General features: G+C 56.6%; 14 protein-coding genes and 1 pseudogene. 7 read left to right on the plus strand and 8 right to left on the minus strand.

The window, feature by feature from the left end; translation table 11 throughout:
- Nucleotides 1–90: 90 nt before the first annotated feature.
- Both hslO and AB4N74_RS25235 read left to right on the plus strand, forming a co-directional pair.
- On the plus strand, nucleotides 91–993 hold the full coding sequence (gene hslO / locus AB4N74_RS25230; protein ID WP_460097564.1) for an Hsp33 family molecular chaperone HslO: 903 nt from the start codon (nucleotides 91–93) through the stop codon (nucleotides 991–993).
- A gap of 181 nt (nucleotides 994–1,174) precedes the next feature.
- A complete protein-coding gene (locus tag AB4N74_RS25235) occupies nucleotides 1,175–2,716 on the plus strand; it encodes a phosphoenolpyruvate carboxykinase (RefSeq protein ID WP_025110978.1) in 1,542 nt (513 codons plus the stop codon).
- 117 nt (nucleotides 2,717–2,833) lie between these two features.
- Here the strand turns inward: AB4N74_RS25235 and AB4N74_RS25240 are convergent, their stop codons facing one another.
- The 7 genes and pseudogenes from AB4N74_RS25240 to AB4N74_RS25270 all read right to left on the minus strand — a co-directional run bounded on the left by AB4N74_RS25240 (nucleotide 2,834) and on the right by AB4N74_RS25270 (nucleotide 6,258).
- Nucleotides 2,834–3,433 carry a Fic/DOC family protein gene (locus AB4N74_RS25240; protein ID WP_257356787.1) on the minus strand — a complete coding sequence of 200 codons (600 nt, stop codon included), beginning with the start codon at nucleotides 3,431–3,433 and terminating at the stop codon, nucleotides 2,834–2,836.
- Nucleotides 3,433–3,603, minus strand: coding sequence for a YhfG family protein (locus AB4N74_RS25245; RefSeq protein WP_007917944.1), 171 nt, complete (start codon nucleotides 3,601–3,603; stop codon nucleotides 3,433–3,435). The genes AB4N74_RS25240 and AB4N74_RS25245 overlap by 1 nt, the downstream gene beginning before the upstream one ends.
- Nucleotides 3,600–3,821: a hypothetical protein gene (locus AB4N74_RS25250; protein WP_249122189.1), complete on the minus strand. Its 222-nt coding sequence runs from the start codon at nucleotides 3,819–3,821 to the stop codon at nucleotides 3,600–3,602. Before AB4N74_RS25250 ends, AB4N74_RS25245 begins: the two co-directional genes overlap by 4 nt.
- A 75-nt stretch (nucleotides 3,822–3,896) precedes the next feature.
- Nucleotides 3,897–4,197, minus strand: a pseudogene (locus AB4N74_RS25255) (hypothetical protein).
- A 318-nt stretch (nucleotides 4,198–4,515) separates the two neighbouring features.
- On the minus strand, nucleotides 4,516–4,698 hold the full coding sequence (locus tag AB4N74_RS25260) for an antitoxin PaaA2 family protein (protein ID WP_257356791.1): 183 nt from the start codon (nucleotides 4,696–4,698) through the stop codon (nucleotides 4,516–4,518).
- 47 nt (nucleotides 4,699–4,745) lie between these two features.
- Complete coding sequence (locus AB4N74_RS25265) at nucleotides 4,746–5,888, minus strand: hypothetical protein (RefSeq protein WP_257356792.1); 1,143 nt, start codon at nucleotides 5,886–5,888, stop codon at nucleotides 4,746–4,748.
- A gap of 94 nt (nucleotides 5,889–5,982) precedes the next feature.
- Nucleotides 5,983–6,258 carry a hypothetical protein gene (locus AB4N74_RS25270; protein WP_122599488.1) on the minus strand — a complete coding sequence of 92 codons (276 nt, stop codon included), beginning with the start codon at nucleotides 6,256–6,258 and terminating at the stop codon, nucleotides 5,983–5,985.
- Nucleotides 6,259–6,560: 302 nt separating this feature from the next.
- On the opposite strand from AB4N74_RS25270, the gene AB4N74_RS25275 reads away from it, so the two are divergent.
- The 5 genes from AB4N74_RS25275 (at nucleotide 6,561) to AB4N74_RS25295 (ending at nucleotide 12,532) form a co-directional block, all read left to right on the plus strand.
- Entirely contained in the window at nucleotides 6,561–7,073 is a 513-nt protein-coding gene (locus AB4N74_RS25275; protein ID WP_460097568.1) for a polysaccharide deacetylase, read from the plus strand.
- 179 nt (nucleotides 7,074–7,252) lie between these two features.
- Entirely contained in the window at nucleotides 7,253–9,187 is a 1,935-nt protein-coding gene (locus AB4N74_RS25280) for a RecQ family ATP-dependent DNA helicase (protein WP_460097569.1), read from the plus strand.
- 213 nt (nucleotides 9,188–9,400) lie between these two features.
- On the plus strand, nucleotides 9,401–10,627 hold the full coding sequence (locus tag AB4N74_RS25285) for a 3-hydroxyacyl-CoA dehydrogenase (RefSeq protein WP_460097571.1): 1,227 nt from the start codon (nucleotides 9,401–9,403) through the stop codon (nucleotides 10,625–10,627).
- Nucleotides 10,628–10,708: 81 nt separating this feature from the next.
- Nucleotides 10,709–11,892, plus strand: a protein-coding gene (locus AB4N74_RS25290) for an IS3 family transposase (protein ID WP_286079780.1) whose coding sequence is annotated in 2 segments (ribosomal slippage) — nucleotides 10,709–10,973 and nucleotides 10,973–11,892 — 1,185 coding nt in all. Because the reading frame shifts where the segments join, the coding sequence is not laid out codon by codon here.
- Nucleotides 11,893–12,106: 214 nt separating this feature from the next.
- A complete protein-coding gene (locus AB4N74_RS25295) occupies nucleotides 12,107–12,532 on the plus strand; it encodes an acyl-CoA thioesterase (protein WP_099757724.1) in 426 nt (141 codons plus the stop codon).
- 67 nt (nucleotides 12,533–12,599) lie between these two features.
- Here the strand turns inward: AB4N74_RS25295 and AB4N74_RS25300 are convergent, their stop codons facing one another.
- Nucleotides 12,600–13,079 (minus strand): glycine zipper domain-containing protein, encoded by a 480-nt coding sequence (locus AB4N74_RS25300; protein WP_093429994.1) that lies wholly within the window; start codon nucleotides 13,077–13,079, stop codon nucleotides 12,600–12,602.
- Nucleotides 13,080–13,342: the final 263 nt, after the last annotated feature.

The following is a 13,342-nucleotide window of genomic DNA, read 5'->3' on the forward strand; positions in this document are numbered from 1 at the left end:
GCAGAGCAGTCGGCACCAAAAAGAGTGCCAAGAAGCGCAAATTTTCACGCCTTGTAACCATTTTGTCACCACATTCAGATACCCAAAATTATGACCGAGCTAGCGGATACCGATTTCACCCAACGTTTCATCTTCGATGACAGCGACACGCGCGGCGAACTGGTTGCGCTTGAACGCAGCTACGCCGAAGTCCTCGCCAAGCACCCGTACCCGGAGCCGGTGGCGCAATTGCTGGGCGAATTGATGGCGGCCGCCTCGTTGCTGGTGGGCACGCTGAAGTTCGATGGCTTGCTGATTCTGCAGGCGCGTTCCGAAGGGCCGATCCCGCTGCTGATGATCGAATGCTCCAGCGAGCGCGAAATTCGTGGTCTGGCGCGTTATGACGCTGAGCGGATCAAGCCGGACGCGACCCTTGCCGACCTGATGCCGGGCGGTGACCTGACCCTGACCGTCGACCCGACGATTGGCCAGCGTTACCAGGGCATCGTCGATCTTGATGGCGAAACCCTGTCTGAGTGCTTCACCAACTATTTCGTCATGTCGCAACAAGTCGGCACGCGCTTCAAGTTGTTCGCTGACGGCCGCCGCGCCCGCGGGATGCTGCTGCAACAACTGCCGGCCGATCGCCTGAAAGACGAAGAAGAGCGCGCCGCCAGCTGGCAGCACCTCACGGCACTGGCGAGCACGCTGACCGCCGATGAGTTGTTGAGCCTGGACAACGAAACCGTCCTGCATCGCCTCTACCATGAAGAGCAGTTGCGCCTGTTCGATGTGCAGAATCTGCGCTTCCGTTGCACCTGCTCACGCGAGCGTTCGGGCAACGCGCTGGTCAGTCTGGGTCTTGAGGATGCACAGCAATTGGTTCAAGAGAACGGCGGCACTGTCGAGATCGATTGCCAGTTCTGCAACCAGCAGTACCTGTTCGACGCAGCCGATATTGCTCAATTGTTTGCTGGCGCAGGCGTCGACACGCCGTCAGATACCCGGCACTAAAACGGTTCAGCGCAGGTAAATTCACTGCGTAACGACGGAATTTCGCCGTTACGACGGGAGGACCCTACTCTTTTTGGGCTTTTCTGGCATAATCCGGCCCACTTTTTTCGCGGTAGTAGTGCACGACTTTCTACTACAAAACGTTTGGAGCACACTCGGCCACTGGCCGACGGGGAACCTCATGACGCAAGCCAATAACGCCGTGTACACCGATCTGAGTGTTGATGATCTGGTTAAAGAAGCCCTGAACCGCGGTGAGGGCGAGCTTGCCGATACCGGCGCTCTGGTTGTTCGCACTGGTCACCGCACCGGTCGTTCGCCTGTTGACCGTTTCATCGTTGAAGAGCCTTCCACCCAGGCCGCTATCGCCTGGGGCCCGATCAACCGCAAGTTCCCGGCCGACAAGTTCGACGCGCTGTGGGCTCGCGTAGAAGCCTTCAACAACGCGCAAGAGCACTTTGTGTCCCACGTGCATGTAGGCGCGGCGGAAGATCACTACCTGGCCGTGAAAATGACCACCCAGACTGCCTGGCAGAATCTGTTCGGTCGTTGCCTGTTCATCAACCCGGCCCAGTACAACCCGGCCGGTCGTGAAGAGTGGCAAGTGCTCAACGTGGCCAACTTCGAGTGCGTGCCTGAGCGTGACGGCACCAACTCCGACGGTTGCGTGATCCTCAACTTCGCACAGAAGAAAGTCCTGATCGCTGGCATGCGTTACGCCGGTGAAATGAAGAAAGCCATGTTCTCCGTGCAGAACTTCCTGCTGCCGGCCGCTGACGTGCTGCCAATGCACTGCGCTGCCAACATCGGCGAAGAAGGCGACGTGACCCTGTTCTTCGGTCTGTCGGGCACCGGTAAAACCACCCTGTCGGCCGACGAAAGCCGTTACCTGATCGGTGACGACGAACACGGTTGGGGCGAAGGCGTGGTGTTCAACATCGAAGGCGGTTGCTATGCCAAGTGCATCGACCTCTCCGAGAAGAACGAGCCGGTGATCTGGAAAGCCATCAAGCACGGCGCAGTGCTGGAAAACGTTGTCATCGACGATGCCAAGCACGCCGACTACGCCGATGTCAGCCTGACCCAGAACAGCCGCGCCGCGTACCCGCTGGAGCACGTTGCCAAGCGTTCCGAGAAGAACCTGGGCGGCGAGCCAAACGCGGTGATCTTCCTGACCTGCGACCTGACCGGCGTGCTGCCGCCAGTGTCGATCCTCAACGAAGAACAAGCGGCCTACCACTTCCTGTCCGGCTACACCGCACTGGTGGGCTCGACTGAAATGGGTTCGGGCAGCGGCATCAAGTCGACCTTCTCCACCTGCTTTGGCGCACCGTTCTTCCCGCGCCCGGCTGGCGAATACGCAGAGCTACTGATCAAGCGCATCCGCGGCTTCGGCTCCAAGGTTTACCTGGTCAACACCGGCTGGACCGGCGGCGGCTACGGCGTCGGCAAACGCTTCAACATCCCGACCACCCGTGCGGTGATCGCAGCGATCCAGAGCGGCGCGCTGATCGGTGCAGCCACCGAGCACCTCGACACCATCAACCTCGACGTGCCACTGGCCGTACCGGGCGTTGAAACCAACCTGCTCAACCCACGCAACACCTGGGCTGACAAGGCTGCGTACGACGAGGCTGCCAAGGCATTGGCCGGTCTGTTCATCGAGAACTTCAAGAAGTTCGAAGTGAGCGACGCGATCAAGGCTGCTGGGCCGAAGTTGTAAGATTGGTTTGTTGTGAATGAAAAAGCCGCCTTTTGAGGCGGCTTTTTTGTGGGCGAAAACAAGACTAACTGGCAATATTCCCGCAGAAAATGGCCTTAACTACCAGAATACTGCCACTTAAAGAGCCAGCTTTTCGCCAATGCAGCGCTCAAAGATCGCCACTAGCCCCCGATAATCACATGACACAGCATCAATGTTTGCTGGGACCCAAGCGTCATCTTTAACCAGCCACCAATCGACTGGGAAGCCTGCGTTAATAATGATTTGTTCAAATAATAGGCGTTGCGCTCGGCCATTACCTTCGCGAAAAGGATGGATGACATTCAAATCGCCATAAGCCTCAGCGATGTTCACCACAAGTTCTGGTTTGCCCATTCCCGCGAACCACGCCGAGCGCTCCATCACGCTAAAGATTTTTTGCGCTTCTGGAAGAATTCGCTCTGCAGTGCAGAAAAATGTTGGTCCCTTTTTGATGTTAACGGTACGCAACTGCCCGGCCCAATCGTAAACATCGCAAAAAAGAGTTTTATGGGCGTGCTGCAGGACACTTAAATCATAAGGAGGGGGGAGAAGACGAAATCGACTGATCGCGATTTCCGAGAGCTCTCGCTCTGCTTTTTGCAGTTCTTCTTCAGAGTGGATATCGAGCAAGTTACGCAGAACATCACTATGAGGGTAGCAATAGGGGTCTTGTCCGACCCCATATTTGTCCGTCATTAACGTGCAGTCTGACGATATTTTTCAATGACCGATTCCCTTGATGGAAGCGGTTTCTCGGCATCGGCACGGCTGGTATCGAAACCTTCCAGACGTAAGCTCGCCAGATAGTTTGACCGGCGTACTTTGTCGTAATAAGCCTGCTTCTGCTGGAACGTCAATTCGCTCATTTCATAGGCCTCTTGGTGCAGGACTCCAGTGTAGCGCAATCGTGTGGAGTGATAGGTCGGGATTTTCGATCCTTAAAGCGAGGCTGTTCATCGAGAGTCTGTTGGTTTTTTTGAATCATTTTGCCAGCCTTGGATATACGCGATGGCGCACATTCACCACGCAGAATTTCGTCCATTTCTCGCACGCTTTCCATCAGCTCATCAAAGAATTTGCTCATGGTTGCTCCCATGGTTGATTACCGTTTTTTTGATCGCTCTTACAGAGTGCAAAGGAGCGATACGATCACTCGATTTCAGGCTGGAGCCTTCCAGTTGAGCATCTGCTGCTGTGCGACTTGCAGCAGGTCACAGCCATCCTGCGTCAGCAGATAGAGGGCGTGGGTGATGTGGGGGGATGTCTTCGACGTCGGCTTGTTTGAAGCTGAGGCAGTAGAGGGTGCGAAGCAGATCGGCGGAGGCGCGCAGGCGCTGGACGGCGCATTCGAGGATGTCTTGTGGATTGGCCGTTGTGTCGATGATCAGGGGCTTGGTGTCGGTGAGGTTTGATTCGAGTGGGCGGTAGCGATCGGTGGTGAATTGATTCCATGATTTCATAGTGTGTTCTCCAAATATCCTGAATGAACTCACCCCCATCGTGACCAAGCGATGGGAGGTGGACTGTGTTCGGGTTGGTCAACCGAAGGAACACACAAGTCCGGCACGCTTGAAGGCGTCCCAAACACAGCCACCATTAAGCGTGCAGACATTTGAAGTGCCGGCAGCATACAACGGACGTGTTTGTGTATCCCATCGGGTGACCAAGCCCGAGCCGCTGATTTGGCAGCGACAGTCACGACTATAGAGACGAGCTACACGACGGCGATAGAAGACAAGGAGTCTGTCCTTGTAGGAACAGGACGTAGATTCAATAGGTCATTGCTGACAATCCTTCAGACGTCTTAAACGAGCGCGTTTATCTGCCATCAGTTTCCTGCTTACTTCATCGGAAATGCTTGGCCGAGGATCATCAATGCTGGCTTGGACCTGCCTGATGACCCATGCCTCGTAGGTTTCCTCGTCGCTAGCCTGTTCCGATTCATCGCTCGTACTGTTCATCGTTCTATTTCCTTTTTGGTTAAAAACCTATCGGTCGCCGCTCCGCCTCAACCAATAACCCGATATGCCGCCGCATCCAGCACACTGGTCGTCAGCCCCGTCGCAGGCGCGTAGATCGGGCCTTTCACCGCCGAGAACGGCACGCCTTTGCTGCCCAGAGACACGTAGCGTTCGCCTTTATCCAGTTCGGTGAAGTAGGTGTAAGAAACGCTGTGCATCTGCTTGTAGCGCGCTTCGTCGGCGACGATGGCGCCCGTCAGGCGCAGCAGATCTGTTTCGCTCAGATTCAGGGTTTTGTTCAGTTGTACGCCCCAGCGTTTGAGGCAGGTTTCGGCGAGGTGGCGAACGATGCGGCCAGGTTCCACCAGGGTTTTCAGGTCGCTTGCGCTGGCAGGCACGCCACCGTCAGCTGTGGCGTTGCCGGCCATGGTCGCGTGGCGACCGGCCATCGGGTAGACGCAGGTTTTAGTGCCGGTGGCGGTTTGTGGAATGACGCAGCTGAACCCTTTGGAGCGTTCATCGCGGGCATAGAAGGCGACATATTCTTTGACGTTGGCGCCGAGTTTGACGCGCGCATCCTGGAAGTTGCCGATTCCTGGTACCGGATCAAGGGCAAATATATTCACCGGGATATTATTCAGCTCGCGATCATTGAGCATCGCATTGGCCAGCATATGGCAACTTACACCACCTCGGCTCCAGCCCACCAGATTGACCTGAGTGGGAATAACGCCATCCTTGCGAAATGTCTTGATGATCTGCTCCTGTAACTTTTGTTGGGTCACGCTGCGATCACCGTAGTTATATTTACGCCAGAACCACGAACCCTCGACTTTTACATCTTCAATGGGAATCCCAGCGGCTTTGAGGCGGTTGTATTCGGCCTCGGTAAGTTGCTCACGCTGCCAGTCGCACTTGCCCTTGATAACATTGACGGCATGCTGCACGTTTTCCTCCCAGCCTTTACCGAACAGTGTGCCGGTAAGGCCGTACTCCTTGGTTTTGGTGAACAGATCGTCAGCTTGCAGGTTGCCGCTGCCAGGTCCGTCGACGATGATCCATTCGGCGAACTCACGGCCGGTATGATTGGCGGCCAGTGTTGAAACCAGTTCGCCGTCCCAGAAATTTTCATGGGCGGTATCGAACTTGTTGGAGCCAGTGCCGCAAAAAAATATGGTTAAAACTGTCATGGTGTTGCTCTCGTTTAGTTGTAAGAGCGAACAAGTTAGTGCGGGTTTCATATATAAATAAAGAGTTCTGGTGTTTCCGAGTTTGTAGCAAATTTTAGTTATATGTTGTTTGTGGTGGTTTTTGTTTGGCAACTTCAAGCAAGTCGCAACTGTCCTGAACCAGCAGATAAAGCGCGTTAACGATGTTTGGAATATCTTTCACGTCAGCCTGTTTGAAACATAAGCAGTAGAGCGTTTCCAGCAAATCCCCGGCCGCGCGCAGGCGTTGATCGGCGGCATTGATCAGGTCAGTCTGGCTGGAGTGGCTGTCGATAAGCAGTACCGGGTTTTCGCTGTAGCAAGTCTTGAGGGGGCGATAGCGGTTGATCATGTGAGGCGTGTCCTGTTCGAAGGCGCTGGGGCGGGCTGGTGCAGTGTTTGCAGCCGCGCCGGCCACTATAGAAGGGCGTTTCTCTGTGGGACAAGACAGCCGCAATGGACAGTATTCGTAGGGGTTTTTCCGTGTTTTGAGGAAATACCCTACGTGTTTTCGCAGCTTTTTCAGGCCAAAACCCTTAGGCGTAATAATTCCTACGTGATTGTCAGGCGATTCGCGGTAAACCGCTGTATCGTGCGCGCCAGAATCTGTAGGGCGTTTCTAAACGTCTGACACGCGCTTAAAGGGAATTAGGTATGCACTGGCTACGAATGGCTGCGATTTTATTGCTCGGGCTGGGCACTTGCCGTTTGGCGATGGCCTCTGACATTGGCAATGCGTGGGTGCTGGATCGCCTCGATCGCCTCGATCGCACCGATTGGCCGGAGGCAATCATCAGCCAGGCGAGCATGGACACGGCGGCGCGCGGTGAAGTGTTGATGTTCGCCAAAGCTCTGTTGGCCAGCGAAGCACTGGATGAGGAAGGGCTTGAGCAGCGACTCGGTGTGCCCCACGTGCAATTGAAGTCGATTCGCCACGTGCGTGATGGCCTCTGGGAGGGGTTGTTGAGCACCTATCGCAACGCCAGTCAGAGCTGTGATGAACAACTGTTCTGCCCGCGTGTGCGCAGCGTCGCTGACCTGCGGCAGTTGGCGGCAGCGTTCACGGGGGACATCAGCCCGGCTCATGCGCTGTGGGCGAGCAAGAGCCAAGGTGTGCATGAGCAGATGCTGAATGAGCAGTTGCGGGTGGCGGTGTTGCGCCCCTGAACCTTCGGTGTGGTGTTGTTCTGACTGGCCTCTTCGCGAGCAGGCTCGCTCCCACAGGGACCGTGGCAATCAAGTAATCGCTGTATCATTCCGAATCGATTTGGCCCCGACCTTTTCTCGACTCGCTGCGATCGCCCGCTAGGCTGTTGGCATGGCAGCAGTCAATGGAGTGACAGCGAATGCACAACACCCTGGAACAGGTTTTTGGTTTCCCACAGTTTCGACCCGGGCAAGAGGCGGCGATCAGCGCGGTGCTGGCCGGGCGCTCGGCAGCGGCGATTTTTCCCACCGGTTCCGGCAAGTCGATTTGCTACCAATTGCCGGCGCTGATGCTGCCGCACCTGACGTTGGTAGTCTCGCCGTTGCTGGCGTTGATGCAGGATCAACTGGCCTTTTTGCAGCGACACGGTATTTCCGCTGGCAGCATCGATTCGGCGCAGAGTCGCGATGATGCCAATGACGTGATGGCCCGCGCCCGCTCGGGTGAATTGAAGATTTTGATGATCTCGGTGGAGCGCTTGAAAAACGAGCGCTTTCGCAACTTTTTGCAGCAGGTACCCATCTCGCTGCTGGTGGTGGACGAGGCGCATTGCATCTCGGAGTGGGGCCATAACTTCCGCCCCGATTATCTCAAGCTGCCGGACTATCAGCACCAGTTCAACATCCCGCAAACCTTGCTGCTGACCGCTACGGCAACGCCGAAAGTCATCGCCGACATGCAGGCCAAATTCGCTATCGCCGCTGACGATGTGGTGACCACGGGCTTCTACCGGCCCAACCTCAATCTGCTGGTGGAACCGGTACGTGGCCAGGACAAGCGCCGGCGGCTGGTCGAGTGGATGACCGAGCGTGCGGGGCAGCCGAGCATCGTCTACGTGACCTTGCAGAAAACTGCTGAGCACATCGCTGAACACCTTGAGCGCAACGGCATTCAGGCCGAGGCGTATCACGCCGGTTTAGCCCACGACAAACGCGAGGCGATCCAGAAGCGCTTTATGGCTGGGCAGTCCAATTGCATCGTCGCGACCATCGCATTCGGCATGGGCATCGACAAGAGTGACATCCGCAATGTCGTGCACTTCGACCTGCCCAAATCCATCGAAAACTACAGTCAGGAAATCGGCCGCGCCGGGCGTGACGGGCAGCCGTCGGATTGTCTGGTATTGGCTAATCGCGACAGCCTCAATGTGCTGGAAAACTTCGTCTACGGCGATACGCCGGAGCGCGACGGCATTCGCTATGTACTCGATGAGCTAAAGGCCTCGGTGCCGGAAGGGCAGTGGGAGTTTCTGCTCGGGCCATTGGCTGATCAAAGCAACATTCGTGCACTGCCGCTGAAGACCTTGCTGGTACAACTGGAACTGCGCGGCTTGATCGCGCCGCGCTACGCGTATTACGCCGAATACCGTTTCAAATACCTGTTGGAACCCGAAGCGCTGCTTGAGCGCTTCGACGGTGAGCGCAGGGATTTTGTCGGCGCAATCATTCAGACCTCGGCGCGCGCGCGCACCTGGGCCACGGTGAATTTCGAGGCGATGTATTCGCAGTATTCCGCCGAGCGCAATCGAGTGGTGAAGGCGCTGGATTACTTCCAGGAGAAAGGTTGGGTCGAGCTGGAAAGCAAGCAGATGACCGAGGTCTACAGCCTGCTGCACAGCGACTTCGACAGCGATGCCCTGAGTGCCGAGCTGCATGAGTATTTCACCCGGCATGAGCAGGCCGAAGTGGCGCGCATCCACGCCATGCTTGAGGTATTCGCCACCGAACGCTGCCTGGGTTATCGCCTGGCGGAGTATTTCGGTGATCACAATGCGCCTGAGCGGTGTGGGCATTGTTCGGTGTGTCATGGTCAAGTGGCGCAGTTGCCGGCACCACCGGAGTTGCCAGCACTTGTGGATAAAAACTTTGCGGCGCTGTGTGGTGATTTTATCCACAGGCATGAGCAGTACACCGGGGTGATTCCAACGGCTGAGCGGTTGACGCGATTTTTGTGTGGGATCAGCGTGCCGTTGTTCACCAAGCTCAAGGCGCGCGCTATTCCCGGGTTTGCTGCGTTGGAGGAATATCCCTACGCCGAAGTCCGCAGCTGGGCTGATGATCATTTGCTCGGTTGAGCAAGAGCCCTTGTGGGAGCGAGCCTGCTCGCGAAAGCGGTACATCAGGCAACTATTTTGAATGTGATGACCCTTTCGCGAGCAGGCTCGCTCCCACAAAAGCAGGGCTGTATCCATCCGCTGAATGTCGATCATCACGGTAATAAACTTCAAAAACCGTCGTTGGCTGACTATGGTTGAGGTCTGTCTTTGGATCGCCAACAAGAGAACAACATGGGCCAGACAACCTTCGATATTCAGCAAGCCGCGGTGATCGGCGCGGGCACCATGGGCCGGGGCATTGTCATGTGTCTGGCCAATGCCGGCGTGACGGTGCATTGGGTGGATAACAATCCACAGATGCTTGAACAGGCACTCGCCACTGTGGCCGAGACTTATGCACACAACGTGCGCCAGGGACGGATTGATCAGGCCGAAGCGGATGCGCGTTTGGCGCGGGTCAGTGCGGCAGCGGATTATGCGGCGATTCGCAATGTCGATCTGGTGATCGAGGCGGTGTACGAAAATCTTGAGCTGAAGCAGAAGATCTTTCGTGAGCTGGATGGTTTGCTCAAGCCTGAGGCACTGTTGGCAAGCAATACGTCGGCGCTGGACATCGATGCGATAGCCGCAGCGACAAAGCGTCCGAATCAGGTGCTGGGCCTGCATTTCTTCAGCCCGGCGCACATCATGAAACTGCTGGAAATCGTTCGCGGCGCACAGACCTCTGCGACGGTGCTGGAGGCGGCACTGGCACTGGGCAAACGCATGGGCAAGGTCAGTGTGGTGTCGGGTAACTGCCATGGTTTTATCGGCAATCGCATGCTGCATCCGTATGTCCTCGAGGCGCGCAAGATGTTGCTTGAGGGCGCTTATCCACAGCAGGTCGACGCAGCCTTGCAAGGTTTCGGTTTTGCCATGGGGCCGTTCCGCATGTACGACGTGGTCGGCATCGATCTGGAATGGCGTGCACGCGAGTTGGCCGGCAAGGGCCAGGATGCGCCAGAGGTGCAGGTGGATAACCGTTTGTGCGAGATGGGCCGGTTCGGGCAGAAGTCTGGCAACGGTTATTACCATTACGAACCGGGCAGTCGTCAGGCTGAGCACGATCCTGAGGTCGATGCGCTGGTATTGCAGGTCAGCGAAGAGTTGGGCTTCCAGCGCCGCGAGATCGGTCCTGAGGAGATCCTGGAGCGCAGTCTTCTGGCATTGGTCAACGAGGGTGCGAAGATTTTGCAGGAGGGCATTGCCGAGTCTGCACACGACATCGATCTGGTGTACCTGAACGGCTACGGCTTCCCGGCGGACAAGGGCGGGCCGATGGCCTGGGCGGATCAGCAAGGGCTGGCGAATATTCATTCGCGGCTGTTGGCGCTGGAGACGCGGCAGGGCGATCAGTGGAAACCGGCGCGGTTGATTGGTGAGTTGGTGGCGCAGGATAAGGGGTTTGCTCAAGTGTAATGTCGCGGCCAAAATCGTGCAGTGGTCTAATTTCCCCGGACACCCCGATAGGTGGAAAATACATCTATCGAGGAGTTATTCATGACTAAAAAACGCAGGGCATTCGACGACAGCTTCAAGCTGCAAGTCGTGAAGATGATCAAGGATCAGGGACTGACCGTTACGCAGGTTTGCCAGGATCTGAACATTGGTGAGACAGCCGTTCGACGCTGGGTTCAGCAATACGAGGCAGAGCAACTGGGACAGGCCGGAATCGGCAAGCCATTGACGGCGGAACAGCAGCGCATCCGGCAGTTGGAGCAGGAAAATCGGCAGCTCAAGATGGACAACGACATCTTAAAAAAGGCTACCGCCTTCTTTGCCCGCGAGCTGAAGTAACGTATCGACTGGTTCGGCAGCTGCAACAGAAGGCTTACTCAGTGGCACATGTCTGTCGGTTGCTGAGCATCAGTCGTTCGGGCTTCTATGAGTCTCAGAAGCGTGCTGATGCACCTGTTCGGCAGAGTTGTCCTGTTGTTGTGCAACTCAAGGCGTCTTTTACCGAGAGTGGAGGCTGCTACGGCAGCCGCCCTTTGCGCGACGCTTTGCGTGCCAAGGGCATGCTTGTCGGGCTGTATAAAATCCGTCGTTTGATGCGAGCTAATGGGCTGCGCTCGGCTTGGAAGCGCAAGTTTGTACACACGACCGATAGCAATCATGACCTGCCGATTGCAGAGAATGTACTGGGCAGAAAATTTGATCAAGTGGCGCCAAACAAGGCTTGGGTGGCTGACATCACCTATATCCGCACCCGCAGTGGCTGGCTGTATCTGGCCGTGGTATTGGACTTGTTTTCACGCAAGATAGTGGGCTGGTCGATGGCTCCGAATATGCCGGCAGAGCTGGTGTGCACCGCGATGCAACTGGCTATCGCGCAGCGTCAACCGCCGCCAGGCTTGATTGCCCACTCAGATCGGGGTAGCCAATATGCGAGTGCAACTTACAGAGAATTACTGGCAAGAAACGGCATGCAGCAGAGCATGAGCCGTAAAGGTAATTGCTGGGACAACGCAGTGATGGAGCGCTTCTTTTTGAGTTTGAAAATGGAGCGGGTATGGCGCCGTGACTACGCGAACCACGCTGAAGCAATCCGCGACATCACCGAGTACATCGTTGGGTTTTACAACAACGAACGGTTGCACTCGAAACTGGGATATCTGCCACCGACCGCTTACGAGCGGGCGATGGCGTCAAAACCACCTATCGAGGTGTCCGGAATTAGTTGACCACTGCAATCGTTCCCCCTCACCCCAGCCCTCTCCCCCAGGGGGAAGAGGGGGAAGGGAGCCGATCTGCGTGGGTTTCAGCATCTGAGTTCGACTCGAAGGATCAGGTCGGTGTATTTCGAGAGAACACCTCGGTCAGTCCCCTATACCTCTGGGAGAGGGCTAGGGTGAGGGCAAGCAGCCTCACTGAAAAAACAAGAGAACCAGCACAACCATGTCCACCCCTCAGCGCACCGACTACCCCCACTTCCAGCCCATCACCACACGCTGGCACGACAACGACGCCTACGGTCACGTCAACAACGTCACCTACTACAGCTTCTTCGACACGGCGGTGAACACCTACCTGATACAGGTCGGTGGTCTGGATATTCATGGCGGTGAGGTGGTGGGATTTGTAGTCAGTTCGGCGTGCGATTACTTCGCCTCGATCGCCTTCCCGGACCTGATCGAGATCGGTCTGCGAGTCGGCAAGTTGGGCAACAGTTCAGTGCAATACGAATTGGCGGTGTTCAAGGTGGGTGAAAGCGAGGCGTGTGCGGCCGGGCGCTTCGTTCACGTATTCGTCGATCGGGCGAGTAATCAGCCGGTGCCGATCCCTGCTGAACTGCGGCAGGCACTGGAATACCTGGTGGTGTAAACGGCAAAAAAAATCGCAGCCCTTGGGCTGCGATTTTGCTTTACCGGCCAGCGAGGTGTTTGAGGCCTCAGTCGCGATAGTACTTGTGATGCTTGCGGTGGCCGTAGGCATGGCCGCGACCACGGTGGTCGTCACGATAGTAGCGACGATCATCATGGCGGCGATCGTAACGACGATCGTCGTCATCGCTCTTGTTGCCCATGTAGTTGCCCAGCGCGCCACCGGCGCCGCCACCTGCTGCGGAGCCGATCAGGCTGCCGGTGGTGCCGCCCATGCTGCGGCCGACCACGTTACCGCCGGCTGCGCCCAGCGCACCACCGATGGCGGCTTCGCCACGGCTGCGTTTGTCGGCGCCAACCGCGCTACCACCCGCGCCGCCCAAGGCTGCGCCGATGGTGGAACCTGTATTGCCGCCTAAGGACTGACCGACGACCGAGCCAAGAACCCCGCCCAATGCGCCGCCCACACCTGCTTCGGTGGTGCCGCCTGCGGAAGCAAAACCACTGACCAGGCCAAGGGACAACAAGAGAATCGAGGAGAACTTCATAGATGAGCCTCAAAGGGATGACGGCGCCGATCCTGAGGCTGTGTAACGAGCGTGACAATCGAAATCCGACGAATAACACGACTTGTATACAATTTTGCAAGTTGCTGTTTTATCAGCGGAACTTAACCGATTTTCGCCGGTCTTTAGCTACTTCGGACAGGCCGCTTTTGTGAAAAAGCGGCCTTTTTTGTGGGCGTTGGAAAAGTGCTAGGGCTTGGAAGCGTATTGCTTGAACCTACGCCTTCGCGAGCAAGCTCGCTCCC

It is taken from the genome of Pseudomonas sp. H3_C08 (assembly GCF_054669455.1).